This is a genomic window from Actinoplanes sp. NPDC048796 (genome assembly GCF_040650035.1).
Classification (GTDB): Bacteria; Actinomycetota; Actinomycetes; order Mycobacteriales; family Micromonosporaceae; genus Actinoplanes.
The window spans coordinates 14,634-36,856 of record NZ_JBEZGO010000007.1 but is presented as its reverse complement, the minus strand read 5'-3'; the positions used below and the strand labels follow the sequence as shown (position 1 = coordinate 36,856).

Sequence of the window (22,223 nt, the reverse complement as noted above, 5' to 3'; positions counted from 1 at the left end):
CCAGCCATGGTGCACGACGGCCGCTCACCGCCCGATGACGCCGGCCACCTCGGTGCGGGACGCGATGCCCAGCTTGCGCAGGATGCTGGAGACGTGCACGGCCGCCGTCTTGGGCGAGATGTAGAGGCGCCGGGCCAGCTCGGTGTTCGTCAGCCCGTCGCTGATCAGCACGGCCACCTCCCGCTCGCGCGGCGTCAGGGCGGCCGGACCGGTGACGGCCTCCGGCGCGTCGGCCGGGGCCAGGCCGAGCCGGGCCCGGACCTGGTCGAGCTGGGCCACCCGCCAGCCGCCCCACCCCCGCAGCAGGGACGCGGCCACCTCGACGTGCGCCGTCGCCTCGGCCCGCCGGTCCTGGGCCAGCAGGCAGCGCGCGGCGCCGGCCCGGATCGTGCCGCGCAGCGCCGGGCCCAGCGCCGGATCCTCGGTGATCGACTCGTAGCCGGCCAGGGCCTCGGCCAGCCGGCCGTGCACCTCGGCCAGCTGCGCCTCGACCAGTGTCCGGTAGGCGTCCCACACCTCGGCGTCGAGCAGCACGGCGGCCGTCCGGTCGAGCCGGTCCACCGGCAGGCCGAGCTCCAGCGCGGCCGAGACCAGGTCGTGGGCCTGCTCGCCGCTGCGCCAGTTCTGCTCGGCCAGATCGGCCATCAACTCCTTCAGGGCCGCCTCGGCCCTCGGCAGGTCGTGCCGGCGGCAGGCCAGGTGGAAGGCGAGGCCGGGAATTGTGGTCGGCGGGTTGTTCGGCAGCATGGCCAGGTCGTCGATGATCTGGTCGACCCGGTCGAACTCGCCGGCCTCCAGGTAGAGCCCGGCCAGGAAGACACCGTGGAAGTCGGCCCAGCGGCCGCGGCGCTGGTAACCGCGATCCTGCTCGCGGCCCTCCTCCAGCGCGGCGATGGCCGCGCGCAGGTCACCGGCCCGGATGGCCAGCCGGGCCCGGCCCTGGAAGTACGTGGCCACCGACAGCGACTCCAGGCCGGCCCGCTCGGCGTCGACCCGCATCCGCTCCAGGATCTCGGCGTGCTCGGCCGGCGAGGTGGGCGGCGCGTCCTGGACCAGCTTGTTCAGGGCCCGGGCGGCCAGCACCCACTCGCCGGCCTTCTCGGCCTCGTCGACCAGGGCGGACAGGATCTCCCGGCCCTCGGCCGAGCTCTGTGCCCGCTCGGTCAGCGTCGAGCCCTTCTCCAGCAGCGCGGTCAGCCGTACGGCGGGCAGGTCGAACTCGGCCGCGAGAGCCAGCGCCCGGTCGCACCAGAGCAGCGCGTCCTCGAACTCGTCACGCAGGTACGACGACTGGGCGATGGCCGTCATCGCGCGGGCCTGGGCGGCGCCCGGCGGCAGCTGCGCGATCAGGGTCTCGATGTCGCCGGTCAGGGCCCGCATCTGGTCGTATTCGCGGGACTCCCAGGCGATGCGCACCAGCAGGTAGAGCGCCTCGGCCCGGTCGGTCGCGGCCGGGGCCAGGCCGTGCCAGCGCCGCCCGTAGCGCAGGGCGTCGTCCAGCAGCCCGGCCAGCCACGACGCCCGGGCCGCGCCGGCCAGCAGATCGGTGTCGTCGGGCACCTCGTCCAGGCCCATCTCGGCCAGCTGCAGCGCCTGGTAGGCGGAGCCGATCGACAAATAGAGGGCGGTGCCGCCGCGGGCCGCCGCGATCATGTCGTCGTACCGCCCGGCGCCGCGCGCGTGGTGGGCCACCATGGCCGGGTCGGAGGTCCCGCCGCGCAGCAGCACGTCGAGCGCGGCCTCGTGCAGCCGGCGCCGCTGCCGGCCGAGCATCTGGTCGGCGATCGCCTCGCGGACCAGCGCGTGCCGGAACGCGAACTCGTCCTCACCGGACTCGACCAGCACGCCCCGGGTGACCAGGTCGCGCAGCACGGCGATGAGCTCGTCCTCGCCGGCGCCGGTCACGTCGGCGAGCAGGTCGAACGGGATGCGGTGGCCGAGCACGGTCGCCGCCTCGACGATCCGGTGGCTGAGCGGTTCCAGGTCGTCGACCTGGCGGCGCAGCACCTCGGCCAGGCTCCACGGCAGCGGCTGCTCGACGAGCGCCTCCACGGCGTACCCGGGAAGGGCTCGCAGCAGTTCCTCCAGGAAGAAGGGGTTGCCGCCGGTGCGGTGATGCAGCGCCGTGGCGGCCCGTAACGGCGCCGGCGCGCCGGTGACCGCGGCGAGCAGGGCCGCCGTCTGGGCCGGGGTCAGGCGATCCAGCCGCACGTGGGTGACCGCGTGCCGCCGTTCCAGCCGCGCCAGCAGTCCGGCCACCGGCTGCCGCCGGTCCACCTCGTCCGGCCGGTACGTGCCGATCAGCAGCCGCGGGCCGCGCTGGTCGGCGATCCGCTCGAACAGGGCCGCGCTCTCCGAGTCGGCCCAGTGCAGGTCCTCGAAGACGATGACCGCCGGCGCGTCCCCGATCAGGTCGGCCAGGATGGCCAGCCCCGTGTGCAGCCGCTCGACCGGGCTCCGGCTGGCGTCGGCCAGCGCGGCCAGCTGCTCCTCGTCGACCTCGGGCCGACCGTCGATGGCGTCCAGGAGCACCTCGTACGGCCGGGACAGCGACCCCGGTTCGGCCTGTCCGACCAGCACCACCGTCTCGGGCGGAACCTGGGCCAGCACCTCGTGCACCAGCCGCGTCTTGCCGATGCCGGGCTCGCCGGCGATCACCGCGACCGCCGCGCCCCCGGACGCCGGCGGAGCGAGCCGCACCAGCCGGCGCAGTTCGCTCTCGCGCCCGATCATCACCGGGCTGGCACCGCCACGGAAGGTTCGCACGAGGCCAGGTTACCGGTGCTCCGTTCCGTGCCGCTCGGGCTGGATCGCCGGTTCGAGCACGTAGACGGGCATGTCGCGGTTCGGGGCCCGGCGGGCGTACTGGGCCCATCCGGGGTAGATCTTCAGGCCCTGCTCCCAGATGCGGTCGCGGCGGTCGCCGGTGGCCAGGACCGCGGTGACCTCGCGGGTCTCGTTGTCGACGACGACTGTCGCGTGTGGGTTCGCCCGCAGGTTGTAGTGCCATGCCGGGTGGCGGTCCTGGCCCCAGTTCGAGGCGATCACGGCCAGGCCCTCCGAGGTGGGCAGGCCGAGCAGCGGGAGGGTGCGCCGGGCGCCGCTGCGGGCGCCGGTCGTGGTGAGCATGACGACGGGCAGGCCGGTGACGAGGCTGGCGAAGGTGTGCCGGCCGTCGGTGAGCCGGAACAGGGGCCGGTCGATGCGATGCAGGAACCGGGCGAACGCCCACGAGGCGGGTGCGGTCGCGCACACGCGGCGCATCGCCTGGCGGGTCGCGCCGGCCCGCGCGTAGTTGTAGGTCATGGTGCGAGATCCCAACGGGGCATGGAGGCGGTCGGGGGGACCACCGCGTCCGCCGCAGAGTAGGACATCACCTCGGCGGCGGCCTCGAAGAGGGACATCATCGCATTGTGCGCGCCCACCGCCCGTACGTCTGCCGGGTATGTCGGACGTATGGGGCGAAACGGCGAGGGTATCGCCAAGGCATGCACCGGTACGGAGATGAGGTGGCGGCGATCGCCCGGCCCCTGGTCGACGAGGGTGATCTGGACATCCTCATCGATCGGATCGGCTCGGCCCGGGTGGTGATGATCGGCGAGGCCAGCCACGGCACGCACGAGTACTACGAGTGGCGCTCCGCGCTCACCCGGCGGCTGATCGCCGAGCGCGGCTTCTCGTTCGTGGCGGTCGAGGGCGACTGGCCGGACTGCGAACGGGTCGACGCGACCGTGCGGGGCGGCAGCGCGCGGCCCGAGGAGGCGCTGAAAGGTTACGAGCGGTGGCCGACCTGGATGTGGGCGAACGAGGAGGTGGCCGACTTCGCGCTCTGGCTGCGCGCCTTCAACCTCAACAACGGGCGCGGCGCCGGCTTCCACGGGCTCGACGTCTACTCGCTGTGGGAGTCGATGCGCCTGATCCTCACCTGGCTGCGCGAGCACGACCCGGCCCAGGTCCCGGCCGCGCTGGCCGCCTACCGCTGCTTCGAGCCGTTCGCCGAGGACCCGCACGCGTACGCGTGGGCGACCCGGTTCGTCAACGCCTGCTGCGAGGACGACGTCGTCCGGATGCTCATCGACTTGCGCGGCCGCGACCTGGCGGTGTGGCAGAACGCCGAGGTGGTGGCGGGAGCCGAGCACTACTACCGGTCGATGATCGCCGGTGGCCCGGCCTCGTGGAACATCCGCGACCGGCACATGGACGCCACCCTGGCCCGCCTGCTCGACCACTACGGCGACGGCGCCCAGGCGGTCGTCTGGGCCCACAACACCCACGTCGGCGACGCCAACGCCACCGACCAGGCGGCACACGGCGAGGTGACGATCGGTTCCCTGGCCCGCGAGCGCTACGGCGCCGACCAGGTGGCGCTGGTGGGCTTCGGGGGCTACCGGGGCACGGTGATCGCCGGCCGCGACTGGGGCTCACCGATGGAGGTCATGCCGGTGCCGCCGGGCCGGTCCGGCTCGCTCGAGGAGATCCTGCACGCGGAGGCGCCCCCGCGGGCGCTGTTCGTCTTCCCGCCGATCGCGGATCGCCCCGACTTCCTCGTCGACCCGCTGTCGCATCGCGCGATCGGCGTCGTCTACCGCCCCGAACGCGACAACTGGGCCAACTACGTCCCGTCGGTGCTGGGTGACCGCTACGACGCCTTCCTCTGGTTCGACGAGACCTCGGCCGTACGCCCGTTGCACCCGTTCCACATCGACGCCCGCGAGCCGGAGACCTACCCCAGTGGTGTCTGACCCCTTGACGGACAGCCGTCGCAGCGTAATCTAAACCCATCGGTTGATAAACCGAGAGGTTTAGAGAGTGGGTAGAGCTGATCATGACCGCGGACCCGATCGACGGCGTCTTCGCCGCCCTGGCCGATCCGACGCGGCGGGCGATCCTGGCCCGGCTGGCGACCGGGGACGCCACGGCCGGTGAGGTGGCCGCCGGGTTCCCGATCAGCCCGCAGGCGATCTCCAAGCATCTGAACGTGCTGGAGGCGGCGGGCCTGATCGCGCGCACCCGCGAGGCCCAGTGGCGACGGTGCAGCATCGTGCCGGCGCCGCTGCGGGCGGTCGCGGAGTGGGCCGAGCAGTACCGGCGGCTGTGGGAGCAGCGCTACGACACCCTCGACACCTACCTGGAACACCTTCAGGAGGAATCGTGAGCATCACCGTCCAGACCCCCACCGACACCACGATCGTCATGTCCCGCTCGTTCACCGCCCCCCGCGAGCTCGTCTACGCCGCGCACACCCAGGCCGAGCACCTGCGGCACTGGTGGGGCCGGGGCAACCCGCTCGACGTCGAACTCGACTTCACGGTCGGTGGCAAGTGGCGCTTCGTCGAGCACGCCGACGGCCGGGAGCACCCGTTCCGCGGCGAGGTCCGCGAGATCGACCCGCCGAACGGCTTCACCTGGACCTTCGAGTACGAGCCGATGGCCGGCCACGTCGCCGTCGAGAAGTTCGTGTTCACCGAGTCCGGCGGCGTCACGACGGTCACCTGCACCAGCACGTTCAGCAGCCCAGACGACCGCGACGGCATGCTGAAGAGCGGCATGGAGGTGGGCGCCGAGGAGTCCTACCGGGCCCTCGACGCCCACCTCGAGAAGATCAAGCAGGGGTGAGTACGACCACCGGGATGATCCGGGGTGTCTTGGCCTGATAATCGGCCCAGCCCGGATCGTCGGCGGCCGCCTCGGCGAAGGCGCGGTCCCGGTCCGCCCCGGCCAGCGGGGTCGCCACGGCGTCGTAGGAGCGTGTGCCGTCCTCGACCCTGACCCGGGGGTCGGCCAGGACATTGTGGAACCAGTCCGGGTTCTTCGGCGCCCCGGCCGCGGAGGCGATGACCACAATGCCGCTTTCGTACGGACGGCAGGCCAGCGGCGTGGTGTGCTGAGCCCCGGTCCGGGCGCCGCGAGTGGTCAGCAGGATGAGCCCGGCCCGGCCCCGGCCGGCGCGGAACTCGTCGATGATCTGTTTGTTGTACGGGTTGGGCATGAGTCGCTTTCTGCTCGGTGTCGACGGACGTCTCATCACCGAACAGAAGGCGGCCCCCGGATCAAATGTCGGCCGGGTGCCCCACTAAGTCATGGCCCGAGGCCGACCCGGCAGTCACGAGAGTGACCTTAGCGGTCACACGCCGCCGGTCACCACCCGGATTCTCGTGGTGAAGGTGGTCGGCCAATCGAGATAGTCGGCCACGGCGGCGGTGGCTTCGGGCCGGCGTTCCGGCGGTACGGAATCGAGCAGCCGCCGCCCGGCATGCGAACCGATCCAGCCGATCAGCTGCTCGGCGTCGCGGAAGTGGCTCCTGATGTCGAGTTCGCTCACCTTCGTACGGGAGAAACCGGCCTGTGCCATCGCCGAGCGCAACGATTCCACCGAGCCGAACATGGCGTGGTGGCTGTGGTCCGGCGGCGGATCGTCGCCGATGCGGGCCAGGATGCGCATGACGTTGCGGTGGCGGGGGTCGGGCGCGGCGAACGAGCTGAAGGCGAGGCGGCCGCCGGGCTTGAGGAAACGGCGATAGGTGGCCAGGGCGCCCGGCGGATCGGGCAGGAAGAACAGCACCATGGCGGCGGTGACGACGTCGAGGGACCGGGCCGGGAAGTCCGGGTCCTGAGCGTCGCCGAGCCGCACGGTCACATTGCGCAGCGAGGCGGTGGCCGCGGCGGTGCGCGACACCATGCCGGGCGCGAGATCGATGCCCGTGACATGACCGGTCGGCCCGACGAGCCGGGCGGCCGGCAGCAGGGCGGCACCCCGGCCGCACCCGACATCGAGGACGCGGTCGCCGGGCCTCGGCGCGGCGGCCCGGACCACCGCTTCGGCCATCGGCTTGAAGAAGTCGACGCCGACGCTGTCGTACTCGCCGGAGACGCGGTCGAACACGTCGATGATGTTCATTGGGCCAGCATGGCAGCCGGGCGCATCCCCGGGGGAGACGGCACTTCGTCAGGTCTGGTGGGTGGGCGTTCCCGACGTGAGCCGGGTGGTGGATCGGGCCCAGCGGCCCGTCGTGATCAGAGCGAGGAGCAGAACGGCGACGCCCAGGCCGACGATGATCCACCAGCCGGCGTGGCTGGCCTCGGCGAAGCCGGCGGTACTGCCGGCCACCACCGCGCCGATCACGGCCACGCCCAGGGAGGTGCCCACCTGGCGGCTGGTCGAGGCGATGGCGGCGGCCACGCCGGCCTGCTCGCGGGGCATGCCGGAGACGGCGGTCTGGGTGATCGGGGAGTTGACCATGGCGAAGCCGAAGCCGAACACGACGTAGCAGGCGAACAGCAGCCAGACCGGGGTGTCCGGGGTCAGCTGGGTCAGCGGCAGGATGCCGGCGACGAAGGCGACGCCGGCCAGCGTTAGCGGCAGCCGGGTGCCGCGCGAGCCGACGATCCGGCCGGAGAGAGGGGAGAAGACGACGGTCATGGCCGCGAACGGCAGCGTGTACAGGCCGGCGTGCAGGGCCGACAGGCCCCGGGTGTCCTGCAGGTAGAGCGTGTTCAGGAACAGGAAGCCGGCCAGGGAGCCGAACGCCGACACCGCGATCAAGGTGGCCCCGCTGAACGGCACGCTCTTGAAGAAGCGCAGCTCGATCAGCGGTTCCGCGCGCCGCGGCTCGTAGAGCAGCAGTGCGGCCAGGGCGAGCGCGCCGAGCAGGAAGCAGCCGAGGATTTTCGGCGAGGTGAAGCCGGCGCCGGGACCCTCGATGATCCCGTAGGTGACCGAGGCGAGCAGCACGAACACGATGACCTGGCCGACCGGGTCGAGCCGGCGCGGGTGCGGCGCCCGCGATTCCGGCACGAACCGCCACGCCAGCAGGAAGGCGGCCACGCCGACCGGCACGTTGACCCAGAAGATCGCCCGCCAGTCGATCGCGTGCACCAGGAAGCCGCCGAGCACCGGCCCGACGGCCAGGCTGACCCCGACGACCGCGCCCCAGACGCCGATCGCCCGGGCCCGCTCCTTGGCGTCGGTGAACGTGTTCGTGATGATCGACATGGCGACCGGGTTGAGCATCGAGCCGCCGACGGCCTGCACCATCCGGAAGACGATCAGCCATCCGAGGCTGGGGGCGAGACTGCACAGCAGCGAGCCCGCGGTGAACAGGGCAAGCCCGGTCTGGAACACCCGCCGCCGCCCGATCCGGTCGGCCGTCGACCCGGCCAGCACGAGCAGACTGGCCAGGACCAGGGTGTACGCGTCGATCGTCCACTGGAGCCCCGACAGCGACGCGCCCAGATCGTCCTGCAGCGACGGCAGCGCGATGTTCACGATCGTGTTGTCCATGCCGACGATGAACAGACTGCAACAGCAGATGGCAAGAACCAGATAACGACGCGACACAAGATCGTTTATACGCGTACGCCCTCAGGCGTACCCACCGAAGCGCGCCCAGACCGCATCGTGGTCGTCGTCGAGAACCGTGCGCACCCGCCGGGCCAGCTCATCACCGGCGGGCGGCCGCGCCAGCGGGTAGACGGCCAGCTGAAGATCTCGCAGCCGCCGCAGAGCAGGCCACGCCGGCGAATCCCGAACGTCGAACCCGTACACCTCCACCAGCCGCCCATAGTCACCCGGGTCACGCCGAAACCGCTCCACCCCGTGGGCCGCCGGCACGAGATCGACCTCGGGCGGCCCCCATGCCACAGTGTCGAGATCGCACAGCACCGCCCCACGCCCCGGATCCCGAAGCAGATTGCCGGTGTGCGCATCCCCATGCACCGTCCCCACCCCTAATTCACCGAAGGTCGGGCCCGCTGCCAATTCGTCCGCAATTTCGCGGCATATAGCGGCCAGCCGACCGCGCAGATCCTCGGTTGTCAGGCCGAGCGCGGCTGGGGCCCAGTCCGGCGGCAACGGGCGGTTCACAGCGGCGTGAATCGTGCCGGGCAGATCCCACGGCGGTAACTCGATCGGCAAGCGGCAACGATGCAGCCGGCGCAACGGCTCCGCCAGGGCGGCGGCCGGGAAGCGTTCCGGCGGTGGGGGCGGCAGCAGGTGCCAGGCGGTGGCCGACCAGCCCTCGGCCCGCGCCGGTTCCGGGGTCCACAGCCGCACGGTGGGCGCGCCCGCTTCGGTGAGCGCGGCTGCCACCCGTACCAAATGGGAATCGGAAAGAGAATCGGGGGACAGCCGGATCACCACTCGAGCGCGGGGAAAACGGATGACCGCGTGGACCGAATGTTGCAGCGGATCGGCCTCGGCGAGGTCCAAACCCCATTTCCGGCATATCGCGGCCAAGGGTGCTTTACGCAGGTGAACGCGGGGTTCAGATGACATGCGGGGAGCCCTTTCATGGACGTGAGGTAAACGGCAGGAATTCGATCTTCCGGCGATCGGAAAATTGCTGGCGTGCATTACCGTGGCCGTTGTGCCAGCAGTTCTCGAAGGGCTTCGGAAAACGGGAACCCCGGCCCGCCTGCGCCGCTGGGTGACCGTCATCGTGCTGACCGCGGCCGCCCTGCTCGTCAGCACCAGCCTGCTGATGGCCCGGGTCCAGGAGCAGGTTCGGGTCATCGGTGACGACGCCGCGCCGCAGGCCGCCACCGCCGCCGATCTGTACTTCGCGCTCAGCGACATGGACGCGCAGGTCGCCCGCCTGGTCCTCAGCAACGGCAAGGAGTCGCTGGCCAACAGCCAGACCGACGCGCTCGGCACCTACCGGGAGCGCGGGCGCCAGGTCGACGCCGACCTTCAGACGCTCATGGCCTCCTCGGTCGGCGTCCTCGACCTGATGGACGGCCTGTCCACCTACCGCGAGCGGGTCTGGCAGGCCCTGACCGCCGGTCCGGGTGCCGCCGGTTACTACACGCAGGCCACCAACGTGCTTCACCTCGACCTGCTCCCCGAAGCCGAGCGGCTCCGCACCCTCAGCGAACAGAGGCTCGACCGGGCGTACGCCGCCAAACAGACCACGCAGATGTGGGCCGTGGCCCTGGCCGCGCTTCTGGGTCTCGCCCTGATGGTTCTGCTTCTGGCCTTCCAGGTCTGGCTGGCCCGCCGGTTCCGCCGATTGTTCAACCCCGCCCTGATCGTCGCCACCCTGCTCACCGTGGCCCTGGCCGGGCCGGCCATCGCCGTCCTGGTCGTGCAGGAGCAGCGGCTCGGCGCGGCCCGCGACGACAGCCTGCGGCCGTTCCTGGCGCTCTCCTCGGCGCGGGCCGTCAGCTACGACGCCGCCGCCGACACCAGCCGCTACCTGATCAGCGACAAGCTCGCCTTCTACAAGCACGACTTCGACCGTAAGGCCGATTTCCTGGACGGCGAGGCGGGGCTGCGCGCCGTTGCGGCCGGGAGCGACGTCAGCCCGTACGACACCGATCAGGTCGTGACCCGATGGCGTGCCTACCGGCAAGCGCACGGGCGGATCCTCACCCTGGCCGACCAGGGCCGCGACGCGTCGGCGATCGGCTACCTGACCGGCATCCGCCGCGGTGACGCCGTGTTCGACTTCTCCTACTACGACGCCGCGGTCGCCGCGATCGCCGACGAGCGCCGGGACGCTTTCGACGACGCCCTGCGTACGACGTCACGGTTGCTCACCGGCTGGACCTGGATCCCGGTCGGCGTGCTCGGCCTGGTGATCCTGCTGGTGCCGTTCTCCGTCCGCCGGCGATTCGCCGAATACCGATGAGGGAGTGTCAGTGAGACTCCGCGCGCTGGCCCTGGCGTTGCTGCTGGCCGTGGGCGCCTGCGGCGCGCCGCGCACCGACGGCGACGCGGCGCCGATCGCCTGCGCCGAGGGCTCCGTCACCGCGCAGGGTTCGTCGGCGCAGGCCACCGCGATCAGCGCCTGGATCAAGAACTACCAGGTGAGCTGCCCGAAGGCTTCCCTGGTGTACGCCAGTACCGGCTCCGGGGCCGGCCTGCGCGCCTTCTACGGCGGCACCGGCACCTTCGTGGGCTCGGACTCCCCGGTCGCCGCCGCCGACGTGGCCAAGGCGACCGCCCGCTGCGCCTCCGGCCCCGTGGTCCACCTGCCCATGGTGATCGGCCCGATCGCGCTGGCCTTCACCGTGCCCGGCGTGGACGAACTGCGCCTGGCCCCGGCCACGATCGCCGCCCTCTTCACCGGCAAGATCAGGACCTGGGACGACCCACGGATCACAAAGGACAATCCCGGCCTGACCCTGCCCTCGACTCCCGTCCGCACGATCCACCGCGCCGACAGCTCCGGCACGACCGACAACTTCACAAGGTTCCTGGCGGCCACCGCCCGGGCCGACTGGCCCTTCCCGCCCGGCCCGGCCTGGCCCGCCCCCGGCGGCCTCGCCCAGCACGGCAGCAACCGCGTGGTGGCGGCCATCGAAAGCACCGACGGCGCGATCGGTTACGTCGAGTCCTCGTACGCCCGCTTCCACCACCTCCCGACCGCCCACGTCGGCAACGCCGCCGGCGTGTTCGTCCCGCTGACCGACGGGGCCGCCGCCCGCACGGTAGCCGCGGCCAAGGTCACCGGCGCCGGCCACGACCTCCAACTCCAGATCGACTACACCACCAAGGACCCCTCGGCCTACCCCCTGGTCCTGGTCACCTACGAGATCGTCTGCCGCTCGGGCACACCCGCCCTGGTCAAGAGCTTCTTGACGTACGCCGCCAGCCCCACCGGCCAGCAAACGGCGACAAGCCTGGGCTACGCGCCCCTACCGGACTCCTTACGCGACCGAGTATCAGCTGCCGTCAATTCCCTCTGACGTTCCCATGCGATTCTGTCCGCGTGGAACTCCTCCTGGAAACGCTTCGAGCCCGGGCCTACGATCCCGCCTGGCGTTTCGACGACGCTCCCGTTCCCGTCGAGTGGGCGACACGGCACTATGGGGAGATTTCCCGGGAGGGCCGCGCCTTCCGCAGTGACGGCATGGTCTTCTATGCGGCCGGCGCGGTCGAGGCGATCGAGTACTACCGGGACGCACCGCGGGGCCCGCTCCACCCGCCCGCCACAGCGGCCGATGTCGAGAACGCCGAACGGCAGATCGGGCGACCGCTGCCCGAACTGCTCAGGCGCCTGTACAGGGAAGTCGCCGACGGCGGGTTCGGCCCCGGTCCCCGCGGTTTCACCAGGATCGACGAGGTGGGCGCGCTCCATCGGCGGGATCGGGAGCACGGCCGGCCCGAGTCGTGGTTCGAGCTCGCTCCCGGCGGCTGCACCATGTACTGGTACACCGACTTCGCAAAGCCCGGCAACCCGGTCCTGCTGTACGACGCCGACGGCTGGGACCCGCACGACGGCGAGAGCCCCCGGGACGGCGTCCGCCAGGTCACTCCGTCGCTCCACGAGTGGCTCGGAACGTGGGCCGAGGGCGGCGACATCTGGGCCGCGGCCCGGAAACAGTGATGCCCGGCGAGTGTGACTCGCCGGGCATCGGGGCGGTGCCGGTCAGTTGCCGGTGTCGAGCAGCTGCTTGGCCTTCTCGGGCCAGGTGGCCACCGACGGCGCCGACCGCAGCCCGCCGGCCAGAATCGCGGCGCGCAAGGTGGTCGCGTCGGCGTCGGCGATTTGGCGGTACGTGGTGAAGCCACCCGCCGCGAGCGCGATCGCGATCTTCGGCCCCACACCGGGAATCTTCGTCAGGTCGTCCGGCTCAGCCACCGCAACCGCCACCGGCGCGACGGCAACTTCCTCGGCCTCGGAGACACCCGGCACAGCGGCAACGGTCTCGGCGACCGGGGAACTCGCCGGCTCGGCCACGGCCGCGACAGCAACCGGCGCGGGAACCGCCGCGACCTGCTCGCTCTCCGCCACACCGGGAACGGCCGCAACGGTGTCGACAGTGGACACCGGCACCTCGGCCGCCACAGGCTCCGCAACCGGCCGAGGCCGGGGCGCCCGGGTCCGCTTCGGCTTGACCATCGGCGCCGCTGCCTCCTCGGACACGGGCACCGCAGCGACCGGCTCAGTCCCGGCCCCGTCAGCGACCGCCTCGTTCTCCGAGACCGCGACGGCCGGCTCGGTCTCCGCGACGGTCGGCTCGGGTTGCCCGATGGCCGCAAGGGCCGGCTCGGGCTCGGCGTTGGCAGCGGCCGGCTCGGTCTCCGCAACGAGGGCAGCGTCCGACTTCGGCTCCGCGATGTCGGCGGCTACCGGCTCGGCGATGGCCGGCTCCGGCTCGGCTACGACCGCGCCGGCGGGCTCGGCGACCGGCTCGAGGTCGGTGACCGACTGCGGCCCCGCGACCACGGTCGGCTCGGCGCCGACGGGCTCGAGGTCGGCGGCCGGCTCGGCCTTGGAGGTGACCGGCTCGAGGTCGGTGACCGGCTGAAGGTCGGCGGCGGCGCCGGAGGCGGTGGCCGACTCAAAGGCGGCGGCCGGCTTAAGGGCTGTGGCCGGCTCGGAGGCGGCGACGGGCTCGAGCTTTTCGGTCTGTTCGGGCTCTACGGGCAAGTCCGTGGCGGCGGCCGAGTTGGTTTCGGTTTCGGGCTCGTCGGCCTGGTTCGGCTCGATCGCCGGGACGACCGGTTCCAGCTGGGTGGCGGCTTCCGGCTTGGTGGTCGTCGGCTCGTCATCGTCGGCGGACTCCGCCGGAGCGGGCTCGTCGTCAGCAGAAGACGAGGCGGGCTCGTCGGCGGAGGACGCGGCGGGCTCGTCGGCGGAGGACGCGGCGGAAACGGGCGCGGTGACGGAAAGCGTGGTCGTGGCCGGCTCGGTCTGCGCGTCGTCAGGGGAAGGTGCGGCGACCTCGTCGGCGGGCGTCGCGGGAGTGGGCTCGTCAGTGGTGGCGGGCTCGGTGGGCACCGGCGAGGTGGAGGCCGGCGAGGTGGGGACCGGTGAGGTGAGGACCGGTGAAGTGGGGACCGGTGAGGTGGCGATGGGGTCGGGGTCGGCCGTCGTGGTGGGGGACAGGGCTGAGGTGGGCTCCGGCGTGGTGGTGGCTTTGTGGTCCTCGGTGGCCGGAGTGGGGGTGGTGGCCACGGCCGCCGTGGGGGCGGAGGTGGGCTGGGCGGCGGCGACGGGCGTAAGCGCGGGCTTGCCGGTCTTGCGGGTCGGGCGCAGGAGCCAGCCGGCGGCGAAGCCGATCACGACCCCGGCAATTAGGTAGACGAATGCCATCAAGGGCCTCCGGACAACGAGGAATTCAGATTTAGCGCGCAGCTTTGCACATCCCGCCGTTTGGACACCATGAGGGTGGTACCGACGGGACGACAAAGCTCACCGGCCGTCAGTGATTCGTCACTAATGGATGAGAAATTAAAAGGGCGCCGCCGCGGGGGACGGTCCCGCGGCGGCGCCTGCCTGATCTCGGGAGATCAGGTGGAGGAGCAGGCTGCCCCGTTCAGCGTGAAGCCGGACGGTGCGGCACTGTTCCCAGTGTGTGTGGCCTGGAAGCCTATGGTGATTGAGGCCCCGGGGGCCAGAGCCCCGTTGTAGCTGGCGTTGCGGGCGGTGATCGGGCCCGAGGCCGGACTGTAGGTGGCGTTCCAGCCGGACGTGATGGTCTGGCCGGTGGGCAGGGTGAAACCGAGGCTCCACCCGTTGATCGCCGCGGTGCCGGTGTTGGCGATGGTGATCTGCTCGGTCAGGCCAGTGTTCCAGGAATTGACCGCCGCCGTGACCCGGCACGTCCCCGGCGGCGGGGTGCTCGGGGGCGGGGTGGTCGGCGGCGGGGTGGTGGTGGGCGGGGGAGTCGTCGGCGTGGTGGAGTCCAGGCCGAAGAACGTGATGGCTAGGCGGGCCATGCCGCTCAACGGCAGTGAGTGCCCCACCCCGGCCACGCTGATCCCCTCGACCGGGGCCTGGGCCGACGACGAGCCGTACCGGGTGCGGGTCCAGCCGGACTGCGGCGAGTCGGTCAGCGCCGGCGTCTGGCTGACGCCGTGCACGTTGGTCCACTGCTTGATGGCCTCGCCGAAGTTCGGATACCGCAGCGTCGCGTCGGTGGTGCCGTGCACCAGCTGCACGCGCGGGCGCCGGCCGCTGTATCCGGGGTAGGCCGCCCGTACGAGATCGCCCCACGCCTGTGGGGTCTGGGAGATCTGACCGTTGGCGCAGGCCGAGTTCCAGAGCGACCCGTCGGTTGTGGCGAAGCAGCCGAACGGCACGCCCATGTACGACGCGCCGGCCGCGAACACGTCCGGGTAGTCGCCGAGCAGCACGTTTGTCATCATGCCGCCCGACGAGGCCCCGGTGACGAACGTGCGGTTCGTGTCGGTGCCGTACCGCTGCTGCACGTAGCGGACCATCGACACGATGCCGGCCGGGTCGCTGTTGCCGTCGTGCCGCAGCGCGCCCGGGCTGGACACGTCGAAGCACTGGCCGCTGCGCGTCGCCGACGGGTAGATCACGATGAAGCCGTACTGGTCGGCCAGCGACGCGAACTCCGTACCGGAATAGAAGGCCGGGCCTGTTCCCGTGCAGTAGTGCACCGCGACCAGCAGCGCCGGCGTGGCCGGGAGCCGGTCCGGCACGTACAGATGCATCCGAAGGTTCGTGGGGTTGGTCCCGAAGCCGGTGACCTCCTGGAGCGACGCCGCCGAGGCCGGGGCGGCGGCGAGCGAAACACCGATGACGGCGGTCGCCATGAAAGCCATGAAAGACAGCAGACGCTTGATCATGACTGCCCCGCGCAGGTAGCGGTGGAGGGGCCGGTGCCGGTGCCCTGGAAGCCGAACTCGGTCGAGCCGCCGGCGGCGACCGACCCGTTGTAGGAGACGTTCGTGAAGGACGACCCGCTACGCGAGGCGTTCCACGTGTTGGTGACGGCGGCGCCCGACGGCAGCGTCACCGCGACGGTCCATCCCCGGAGCGCGGAACTTCCGGCGGCGATGCGGATGGTGGCCACGAAGCCTCCGTTCCACTGGTTGAGCGTGATGGCGGCCGTGCACCCGGACTCCGACGGCGGGGGAGTGGTGGTGGGCGGCGGAGTGGTGGTGGGCCCGCCGTTCAGCGCGTCCAGAACCGCCGTGTAGGCCGCCTTCTTGTTCCCACTGCCGTCGAAGAGGAGCGGGGTCCCACTGGCGCGCCACGAATCGGAGTCGCGGATGCCCCACACGGTGATCCCGTTGCACCGGGTCACGGCCAGGCAGGCCCGGGTGGCCGCGGCGAACGACGAGGCCTGGGCCGTGCCCGAGCCCTCGATGTCGAGCTCGGTGATCTGCACGTCGACGCCGAGGTCGGCGAAGCGCTGGAGGTTGGCCTGGTAGTCGGCCGGCAGCGGCGACTGCGCGTTGAAGTGGGACTGGAAGCCGACGCAGTCGATCGGCACGCCGCGCGTCTTGAAGTCCTGCACCATCGCGTAGACCGCGTTGCTCTTCGCGTTCTGCCCGTCGGTGTTGTAGTCGTTGTAGCAGAGCTTGGCCGCGGGGTCGGCCGCGCGCGCGGCGCGGAAGGCGACCTCGATCCAGTCGTTGCCGGTGCGCTGGAGGTTGGAGTCGCGGCGGGCGCCGTTGCCACCGTCGGCGAAGGCCTCGTTCACCACGTCCCACGAGTCGATCTGGCCCTTGTAGTGGGTGGCGACCTGGGTGACGTGGTTGACCATGGCGGTGCGCAGGGCGGTGCCGCTCAGGTTCTGCGCCCAGGGCGGCTGCTGCTGATGCCAGGCCAGCGCGTGACCGCGTACCTTCTTGCCCTGGGAGGTGGCGAGGTTGACGATCTGATCGGCGGAGCCGAAGGAGAACGTGCCCTGGGACGGCTCGGTGGCGTCCCATTTCATCTCGTTCTCCGGGGTGACCGAGGTGAACTCGGTGCTGAGGATGTTGGCGTAGGTGGTGTCGCTGAGTTTGTACGCGGCGACGGCCGTACCGAAGTAGCGGCCGGTGGCCGCCGCCGAGGCGCCGAGCGTGGTGGCCGCGTCGGCGGAGCCGGCGAGGAATACGCCGGCGGCGGGGATGAACAGCGCGAGGGCAAGGAAGCGGGATCTCATGCCGAAGCCTTTCCAAACGCATGAAGCGGCGGAGGCTTGCCCGACCTCGTTGCCGCAGCAGAAGACAGTGACCCGGATCGATCGAAACTTTAACGACTAGTTCCGGAAGATACAACGGCGGATTCCCGTAACTTTCGGCTCTCGTAGGCCGGGCGGTAGCGGTCGTCCAGCAGTGTCAGCAGACTCAGCAGGACGACGAAGAAGAGGGTGGCGCCCACGTTGAGGTCGCCGCGGCCCAACAGCCACGCGGCCACGAGGACGAGCCCGGCGTTGAGCACGAGTCGGGCGGCGAAGGCGCCGGCCATGGTGGCCGCCTTGAGCGAGGTGCCGGCGATCCCGAGCGTGACCGCGGCGTTCACCACGACGAAGGCGGCGACGCCGAGGAACAGTTCCAGGCCGGTCGAGCGCAGATCCGGCAGGAGTTCGCCGAAGATCACGCTGAGCAGGCCGATCAGGACGACCTTCTCCAGAGTGGCGGCGGAGAGCAGCCGCGGGGCGGTGCCGGGGCGGGGTGGCAGCGGGTCGGCGTGCACGTGCCACGACCAGTCCGGGCGCGGCAGGCGCGGCCGGGCCCAGATCCAGACGCCGATCGCGATGCCCACGGCGACCAGGGCGACCACCGCGGCGGCGACCGGATAGGCGGCCACGGTGTCGGTGACGTCGAGCTGGGCGATGTGGATCCACCACTCCTGCGGCAGCTTCACGAAGATCCAGATGGCGGCGGCCAGCAGGCACCACCAGCGGAAGCCGTATCGGGTGGGGTTCCAGCGAAGGCGGATCACCTCGTACGCGATGAAGAAGTACTCGAAGGTGTTGGGGAAGATCAGCAGGATGGCCCGCCAGCCGGTGAACTCGAACAGCACGACCCCGGCCAGCCGGTAGAAGTACAGGACCCGGGCGATCGACACGGCCGGCATGCTGGCCCAGTTGCGCAGCGTGGCCAGGTACGCGATGGCGAGGTAGTAGACGTCCATCGCCTTGTCGTAGTTCTGGTAGCCGGGCGGGTCGTACCCGAAGGTCTGGAAGATCGTCTGGTCGACGCCGTCGAGGATGAGCGCGGCCAGGATGGCCGGCAGCGGATAGCGCGGGATGAACAGCGGAACGATGAAGCGGGCAGCCACCACTGCCAGGAACACTGTCGTCGCCCCGGCGCTCATGGATAGACCGTCGTTGGGCCGGGCGCGCCGCGCCTCACCCGATCCGGATGATTGCGGTGCGCCGGAGGTCGGCGTCGATGGCGGCGGCCGTGGCGAGCAGCGGCGGCAGGAACCGGCGTCGCATGACGTCGACTGTCGCCCGGGCGGCCTGGACCGATACGTTCACCGCGCCGGCCACCGCTCCCGAGCGGTCGTGGATGGGGGCGGCGATCGCCCGCAGCCCCTCCTCGAGCTCCTGGTCGACGATCGAGTAGCCCTGGGCCCGTACCTTGTCGATCTCCGCGGCCAACGACGAGGCCGAGGAGATCGTTCGGTTTGTCAGCTTTTCCGGGCGGACACGGGCGAGATAGGCGTCTAAATTGGAGGATCCCGCCAGCAGTACCCGCCCCATCGACGTCGCGTACGCGGGAAAGCGGGTGCCCACGGTGATGGCGACCGCCATGATCCGCGAGGTGGGTACCCGTGCCACATAGACGATGTCATCACCGTCGAGAACGGAGAGTGACGACGACTCGTGCAGCTCGGCGGCCAGTCGCTCCAGGTGCGGGGCGGCCACGTCCGGCAGCGTCAGGCTCGACAGATAGGCGTACCCGAGGTCGAGTACCCGCGGCGTCAGCGAGAAGAGCCGCCCGTCCGTCCGTACGTATCCCAGATCGGCCAGGGTCAGCAGGAAGCGGCGCGCGGCGGCCCGGGTGAGGCCGCAGATCCTCGCCACCTCGCTCAGGGTGAGCTCGGGATGGTCGGCGTCGAAGGCGCGGATGACCGCGAGGCCGCGCTCGAGCGACTGGACGTGATGGGGTTCCCTCATAGATCGCTATCCAATTGATAAAGATCATTGACGTGACACGGGGCACATCCTAGCGTTCCTTATGAGAACGTTTGTTCGCAATGCGCACACCATAAACCGGAGGAACGTTATGCGGCGTGTCCTGATAGGTGTAGCTATAGCGACCCTCGTCGCCGGCGCAGGGGCATGTGGATCGTCTGAAGACAGCGGTGGTGACAGCGTCGACCAGGTCAAGGTCGGCGTCATCCCGATCGTCGACGTGGCCCCGATCTACCTGGGCCAGCAGAAGGGCTTCTTTGCCAACCGCAAGATCAACCTGACCATGGAGAGCGGCCAGGGCGGCGCCGCCATCGTGCCCGGTGTGGTCAGCGGCCAGTTCCAGTTCGGCTTCAGCAACTTCACCTCGCTGCTGCTCGCTCAGACCAAGAACGTGCCGATCAAGGCGGTCTCGGCCGGCGTCTCGTCCGTCGGCGAACAGGGCAAGGACTTCGGCGCCGTCGTGGTCAACGCGAACAGCCCGGTCAAGACCGCGGCCGACCTGGCCGGCAAGAAGATCTCGGTGAACACGCTGAAGAACATCGGCGACACCACCGTGCGCGAGTCGGTGCGCAAGGCCGGCGGCGACCCGTCGAAGATCAATTTCGTCGAGATGCCGTTCCCCAACGCGCCGGCGGCTCTCGCCGGCGGGCAGGTGGAGGCCTCCTGGCTCGTCGAGCCGCAACTCTCGCAGGCCAAGGCGGCCGGCGCGCGGATCGTCGCGTCCAACTTCGTCGACGCCGCGCCCAACCTGTCGGTGGCCGCCTACTTCACCTCGGCCAAGCTCGAGGGCGAGGACGCCGACCTGGTCAAGCGCTTCACCGAGGCGATCAACGAGTCCCTCACGTACGCCGACTCGCACCCCGACGAGGTGCGGGCGATCCTCGGCACGTACACCAAGATCGACGAGAAGACCCGGGCCGCGCTGATCCTCCCCAAGTGGCCGACCGAGATCAACAAGGACTCGGTGCAGACCCTGGCCGACCTCGGCGCCAAGGACGGCATCTTCGACGGCGCGACCCCCGACCTGTCGAAAATCTTGCCGTGAGATCCAAGGCCCTGCTCGGCCTGGCCGGCCTGGCCGGGCTGCTCCTGGTGGTCGAGCTGCTGCCGCGACTCGGCCTGGTGGACGACAGTTACCTGCCGCCCACCAGCGAGATCGCGGCGGCGCTGGCCGGCGAGCTCGGCACCACCGCGTTCTGGCAGGCCGTCGGCGACACCCTCACCGGGTGGGCCCTCGGCCTGCTGATCGCGGTCGTCGCGGGCGTGCTCATCGGCATCGTGGTCGGCGCGGTCCCGGTGCTGCGCGCGGCCACGGCGTCCACTATCGAGTTCCTGCGCCCGATCCCCTCGGTGGCGCTCATCCCGCTGGCGGTGCTGCTCTACGGCACCGACCTGGGCTCGGTGCTGCTGCTCGTCGTCTACGCCTCATTCTGGCAGGTGCTGGTCCAGGTGCTGTACGGCGTGGCCGACGTCGACCCGATCGCCGACGAGACCGCGCGCAGCTTCCGCTTCAGCACCTGGGCCCGGATCCGCAACGTGCTCTGGCCGACCGCACTGCCGTACGTCTTCACCGGCATCCGGCTGGCCGCCTCGGTCGCGCTGGTCCTCGCGGTCACGGCCGAGCTGGTCATCGGCGCGCCCGGCCTCGGCAAGCTGATCGCGGTGGCCCAGACCTCGGGCGCGGTCCCGGACATGTACGCCCTGATCGCGGTCACCGGCCTGCTCGGCGTGGCCATCAACCTGGCCGCGCGGGTCTTCGAGCGCCGCTCCCTGTCCTGGCATCAGTCGGTCCGCGGGGAGGTCCCGGCGTGAAGCGTTTCCTCTATGTCGCCGGCCTGCCCCTTCTGCTGGCCCTGGGCTGGTTCTTCCTCAGCAAGGGCAGCGAGAACTTCTACGCGCCGCCGCTAAGCGACATTTTGCGCGCTTTCGTCGATACCTGGATGCCCGAGCGCCTGCGCGCCGACGTCTTGCCGAGCCTGGTGCGGCTTCTGTCCGGATATATCATCGCAGCGGCGGTCGGGGTGGCGCTGGGGGTCGCGATCGGACTCAACCGGCGGCTCCGAGCCACAGTGGAACCGGTGCTCGAATTCTTCCGCGCGATCCCGCCGCCCGTCCTCGTCCCGGTGATCATGCTGTTCGCGGGCATCGGCAACGGCATGAAGATCATTGTGATCGTCTTCGGCTGTGTCTGGCCGATCCTGCTCAACACGGTCGAGGGGGTCCGGGCAGTCGACTCGGTCCAGCTCGACACCGCAAAGGCTTATGGCGTACGCGGCCTCGCGTCGATCCGTACGGTAATCCTCCCCTCCGCCTCGCCGCAGATCGCGGCCGGGCTGCGGCAGGCGCTCTCCATCGCGATCATCCTGATGGTGATCAGCGAGATGTTCGCGGCCAGTAACGGCCTCGGCTTCACCATCGTCCAGTTCCAGCGCAGCTTCGCCATCCCCGAGATGTGGAGCGGCATCCTGCTGCTCGGCCTGCTCGGCTTCGCCCTGTCGCTGCTGTTCCGGCTCGCCGAGGGGCGTGCCCTCCGCTGGTACCACGGTCTGCGCGACGCGCAGCGCAAGTCATGAGGGATCGTCATGCTTGAAGTGCAGGGATTGCGCAAGGTCTACAACACCGGCGGCCGCGAGGCCGAGGCGCTGCGCGACCTGACGTTCACCGTCGAGAACGGCGACCTGGTCTGCCTGGTCGGCCCGTCCGGCTGCGGCAAGACCACACTGCTGCGCTGCATCGCCGGCCTGCTCACCCCGACCTCGGGCGCCGTCCGGCTCGACGGGCACGAGGTCAGCGGTCCACCGCCGGGTCTCGCGATGGTGTTCCAGGAGTACGGGCGGAGCCTGTTCCCCTGGATGACCGTGCGCGACAACGTGGCGCTGCCCCTGAAACAGAAACGGGTTCCCCGCCCGCGCCGCGACGAACTCGTCGGCCAGGCGCTGGAGGCCGTGGGCCTGGCCGGCACCGAATCGGCGTACCCGTGGCAGCTCTCCGGCGGCATGCAGCAGCGCGTGGCCATCGCCCGCGCGGTCGCCTACGAGCCGTCGACCCTGCTCATGGACGAGCCGTTCGCCGCCGTCGACGCGCAGACCCGGGCCGACCTGGAAGACCTCGTCCGCGCCCTCTGGCAGCGCCTGAAGGTGACGGTCCTGTTCATCACCCACGACATCGACGAGGCGGTCTACCTGGGCCGGCGCGTCATCATGCTCTCGTCGTCACCGACCGTCGTCCAGGACGAGATCACCGTCGACCTCCCGGCCGAACGGGACCAGCTGCACACCCGCGCCGACCCCCGCTTCACCGAGCTCCGCACCCACGTCTACGAGCAGATCCAGGCGGCGAAGCGGGGAAGGACGGAACCGGCTGAGGGCTAGGCCACCTGGCGCGGGAGG

At 70.8% G+C, this 22,223-nt stretch carries 21 protein-coding genes; 10 read left to right on the top strand and 11 right to left on the bottom strand.

Annotation, left to right across the window (positions count from 1 at the left end):
* Positions 1-24 precede the first annotated feature (24 nt).
* Positions 25-2,766 (bottom strand): AAA family ATPase, encoded by a 2,742-nt coding sequence (locus AB0C26_RS27385; protein WP_360253265.1) that lies wholly within the window; start codon positions 2,764-2,766, stop codon positions 25-27.
* 9 nt (positions 2,767-2,775) lie between these two features.
* Complete coding sequence (locus tag AB0C26_RS27380) at positions 2,776-3,306, bottom strand: nitroreductase family deazaflavin-dependent oxidoreductase (RefSeq protein ID WP_360253263.1); 531 nt, start codon at positions 3,304-3,306, stop codon at positions 2,776-2,778.
* A 182-nt stretch (positions 3,307-3,488) separates the two neighbouring features.
* Between AB0C26_RS27380 and AB0C26_RS27375 the strand changes: the two genes are divergently transcribed.
* The 3 genes from AB0C26_RS27375 (at position 3,489) to AB0C26_RS27365 (ending at position 5,616) form a co-directional block, all read left to right on the top strand.
* The gene (locus AB0C26_RS27375; protein ID WP_360253261.1) at positions 3,489-4,742 is read left to right on the top strand and encodes an erythromycin esterase family protein; all 1,254 of its coding nucleotides are present in this window, start codon (positions 3,489-3,491) and stop codon (positions 4,740-4,742) included.
* Positions 4,743-4,825: 83 nt separating this feature from the next.
* Positions 4,826-5,155, top strand: coding sequence for a metalloregulator ArsR/SmtB family transcription factor (locus AB0C26_RS27370; RefSeq protein WP_360253259.1), 330 nt, complete (start codon positions 4,826-4,828; stop codon positions 5,153-5,155).
* Positions 5,152-5,616 (top strand): SRPBCC family protein, encoded by a 465-nt coding sequence (locus AB0C26_RS27365; RefSeq protein ID WP_360253257.1) that lies wholly within the window; start codon positions 5,152-5,154, stop codon positions 5,614-5,616. Before AB0C26_RS27370 ends, AB0C26_RS27365 begins: the two co-directional genes overlap by 4 nt.
* On the opposite strand, the gene AB0C26_RS27360 is transcribed toward AB0C26_RS27365, so the two are convergent.
* From AB0C26_RS27360 to AB0C26_RS27345, 4 genes are all read right to left on the bottom strand, one after another.
* The gene (locus AB0C26_RS27360) at positions 5,603-5,989 is read right to left on the bottom strand and encodes a nitroreductase/quinone reductase family protein (protein WP_360253255.1); all 387 of its coding nucleotides are present in this window, start codon (positions 5,987-5,989) and stop codon (positions 5,603-5,605) included. The genes AB0C26_RS27365 and AB0C26_RS27360 overlap by 14 nt on opposite strands.
* A gap of 135 nt (positions 5,990-6,124) precedes the next feature.
* A complete protein-coding gene (locus AB0C26_RS27355) occupies positions 6,125-6,898 on the bottom strand; it encodes a methyltransferase domain-containing protein (RefSeq protein WP_360253253.1) in 774 nt (257 codons plus the stop codon).
* A 48-nt stretch (positions 6,899-6,946) separates the two neighbouring features.
* Complete coding sequence (locus AB0C26_RS27350) at positions 6,947-8,338, bottom strand: MFS transporter (RefSeq protein WP_360253251.1); 1,392 nt, start codon at positions 8,336-8,338, stop codon at positions 6,947-6,949.
* A 24-nt stretch (positions 8,339-8,362) separates the two neighbouring features.
* On the bottom strand, positions 8,363-9,208 hold the full coding sequence (locus AB0C26_RS27345) for a phosphotransferase (RefSeq protein ID WP_360253249.1): 846 nt from the start codon (positions 9,206-9,208) through the stop codon (positions 8,363-8,365).
* 157 nt (positions 9,209-9,365) lie between these two features.
* On the opposite strand from AB0C26_RS27345, the gene AB0C26_RS27340 reads away from it, so the two are divergent.
* From AB0C26_RS27340 to AB0C26_RS27330, 3 genes are read left to right on the top strand one after another with little or no spacing between them, the layout of a single operon-like run.
* Positions 9,366-10,628 carry a hypothetical protein gene (locus AB0C26_RS27340; RefSeq protein WP_360253247.1) on the top strand — a complete coding sequence of 421 codons (1,263 nt, stop codon included), beginning with the start codon at positions 9,366-9,368 and terminating at the stop codon, positions 10,626-10,628.
* A 10-nt stretch (positions 10,629-10,638) separates the two neighbouring features.
* Positions 10,639-11,688, top strand: coding sequence for a phosphate ABC transporter substrate-binding protein PstS (pstS, locus tag AB0C26_RS27335; RefSeq protein ID WP_360253245.1), 1,050 nt, complete (start codon positions 10,639-10,641; stop codon positions 11,686-11,688).
* Positions 11,689-11,711: 23 nt separating this feature from the next.
* Positions 11,712-12,329, top strand: coding sequence for an SMI1/KNR4 family protein (locus tag AB0C26_RS27330; protein ID WP_360253243.1), 618 nt, complete (start codon positions 11,712-11,714; stop codon positions 12,327-12,329).
* A gap of 42 nt (positions 12,330-12,371) precedes the next feature.
* Here AB0C26_RS27330 and AB0C26_RS27325 read toward each other — a convergent pair whose 3' ends face one another.
* The 5 genes from AB0C26_RS27325 to AB0C26_RS27305 all read right to left on the bottom strand — a co-directional run bounded on the left by AB0C26_RS27325 (position 12,372) and on the right by AB0C26_RS27305 (position 18,816).
* Complete coding sequence (locus AB0C26_RS27325) at positions 12,372-14,042, bottom strand: helix-hairpin-helix domain-containing protein (RefSeq protein WP_360253241.1); 1,671 nt, start codon at positions 14,040-14,042, stop codon at positions 12,372-12,374.
* A 197-nt stretch (positions 14,043-14,239) separates the two neighbouring features.
* Positions 14,240-15,511 carry a PHB depolymerase family esterase gene (locus AB0C26_RS27320; protein ID WP_360253239.1) on the bottom strand — a complete coding sequence of 424 codons (1,272 nt, stop codon included), beginning with the start codon at positions 15,509-15,511 and terminating at the stop codon, positions 14,240-14,242.
* Between the two features lie 29 nt (positions 15,512-15,540).
* Positions 15,541-16,851, bottom strand: coding sequence for an endo-1,4-beta-xylanase (locus AB0C26_RS27315; protein ID WP_360253237.1), 1,311 nt, complete (start codon positions 16,849-16,851; stop codon positions 15,541-15,543).
* Positions 16,852-16,940: 89 nt separating this feature from the next.
* Positions 16,941-18,008, bottom strand: coding sequence for a hypothetical protein (locus AB0C26_RS27310; RefSeq protein ID WP_360253235.1), 1,068 nt, complete (start codon positions 18,006-18,008; stop codon positions 16,941-16,943).
* A gap of 34 nt (positions 18,009-18,042) precedes the next feature.
* Positions 18,043-18,816 (bottom strand): IclR family transcriptional regulator C-terminal domain-containing protein, encoded by a 774-nt coding sequence (locus AB0C26_RS27305; RefSeq protein ID WP_360253233.1) that lies wholly within the window; start codon positions 18,814-18,816, stop codon positions 18,043-18,045.
* 109 nt (positions 18,817-18,925) lie between these two features.
* Between AB0C26_RS27305 and AB0C26_RS27300 the strand changes: the two genes are divergently transcribed.
* Genes AB0C26_RS27300 through AB0C26_RS27285 form a run of 4 tightly spaced genes read left to right on the top strand, consistent with a single transcriptional unit; the run spans position 18,926 to position 22,205 of the window.
* Positions 18,926-19,879: an ABC transporter substrate-binding protein gene (locus AB0C26_RS27300; protein WP_360253231.1), complete on the top strand. Its 954-nt coding sequence runs from the start codon at positions 18,926-18,928 to the stop codon at positions 19,877-19,879.
* Positions 19,876-20,646 carry an ABC transporter permease gene (locus tag AB0C26_RS27295; RefSeq protein ID WP_360253229.1) on the top strand — a complete coding sequence of 257 codons (771 nt, stop codon included), beginning with the start codon at positions 19,876-19,878 and terminating at the stop codon, positions 20,644-20,646. The genes AB0C26_RS27300 and AB0C26_RS27295 overlap by 4 nt, the downstream gene beginning before the upstream one ends.
* Complete coding sequence (locus AB0C26_RS27290; RefSeq protein WP_360253227.1) at positions 20,643-21,407, top strand: ABC transporter permease; 765 nt, start codon at positions 20,643-20,645, stop codon at positions 21,405-21,407. Before AB0C26_RS27295 ends, AB0C26_RS27290 begins: the two co-directional genes overlap by 4 nt.
* A 9-nt stretch (positions 21,408-21,416) precedes the next feature.
* Positions 21,417-22,205 (top strand): ABC transporter ATP-binding protein, encoded by a 789-nt coding sequence (locus AB0C26_RS27285; RefSeq protein ID WP_360253225.1) that lies wholly within the window; start codon positions 21,417-21,419, stop codon positions 22,203-22,205.
* Positions 22,206-22,223: the final 18 nt, after the last annotated feature.

What these genes read in the sequence shown, in the direction of transcription:
- AB0C26_RS27375 (WP_360253261.1), top strand. Translation starts at nt 3,489, where the DNA reads ATGCACCGGTACGGAGATGAGGTGGCGGCGATCGCCCGGCCCCTGGTC.
- AB0C26_RS27310 (WP_360253235.1), bottom strand. Translation starts at nt 18,008, where the DNA reads ATGAGCGCCGGGGCGACGACAGTGTTCCTGGCAGTGGTGGCTGCCCGC.
- AB0C26_RS27300 (WP_360253231.1), top strand. Translation starts at nt 18,926, where the DNA reads ATGCGGCGTGTCCTGATAGGTGTAGCTATAGCGACCCTCGTCGCCGGC.
- AB0C26_RS27320 (WP_360253239.1), bottom strand. Translation starts at nt 15,511, where the DNA reads ATGGCGACCGCCGTCATCGGTGTTTCGCTCGCCGCCGCCCCGGCCTCG.
- AB0C26_RS27305 (WP_360253233.1), bottom strand. Translation starts at nt 18,816, where the DNA reads ATGAGGGAACCCCATCACGTCCAGTCGCTCGAGCGCGGCCTCGCGGTC.
- AB0C26_RS27360 (WP_360253255.1), bottom strand. Translation starts at nt 5,989, where the DNA reads ATGCCCAACCCGTACAACAAACAGATCATCGACGAGTTCCGCGCCGGC.
- AB0C26_RS27380 (WP_360253263.1), bottom strand. Translation starts at nt 3,306, where the DNA reads ATGACCTACAACTACGCGCGGGCCGGCGCGACCCGCCAGGCGATGCGC.
- AB0C26_RS27370 (WP_360253259.1), top strand. Translation starts at nt 4,826, where the DNA reads ATGACCGCGGACCCGATCGACGGCGTCTTCGCCGCCCTGGCCGATCCG.
- AB0C26_RS27315 (WP_360253237.1), bottom strand. Translation starts at nt 16,851, where the DNA reads ATGAGATCCCGCTTCCTTGCCCTCGCGCTGTTCATCCCCGCCGCCGGC.
- AB0C26_RS27355 (WP_360253253.1), bottom strand. Translation starts at nt 6,898, where the DNA reads ATGAACATCATCGACGTGTTCGACCGCGTCTCCGGCGAGTACGACAGC.
- AB0C26_RS27325 (WP_360253241.1), bottom strand. Translation starts at nt 14,042, where the DNA reads ATGGCATTCGTCTACCTAATTGCCGGGGTCGTGATCGGCTTCGCCGCC.
- AB0C26_RS27285 (WP_360253225.1), top strand. Translation starts at nt 21,417, where the DNA reads ATGCTTGAAGTGCAGGGATTGCGCAAGGTCTACAACACCGGCGGCCGC.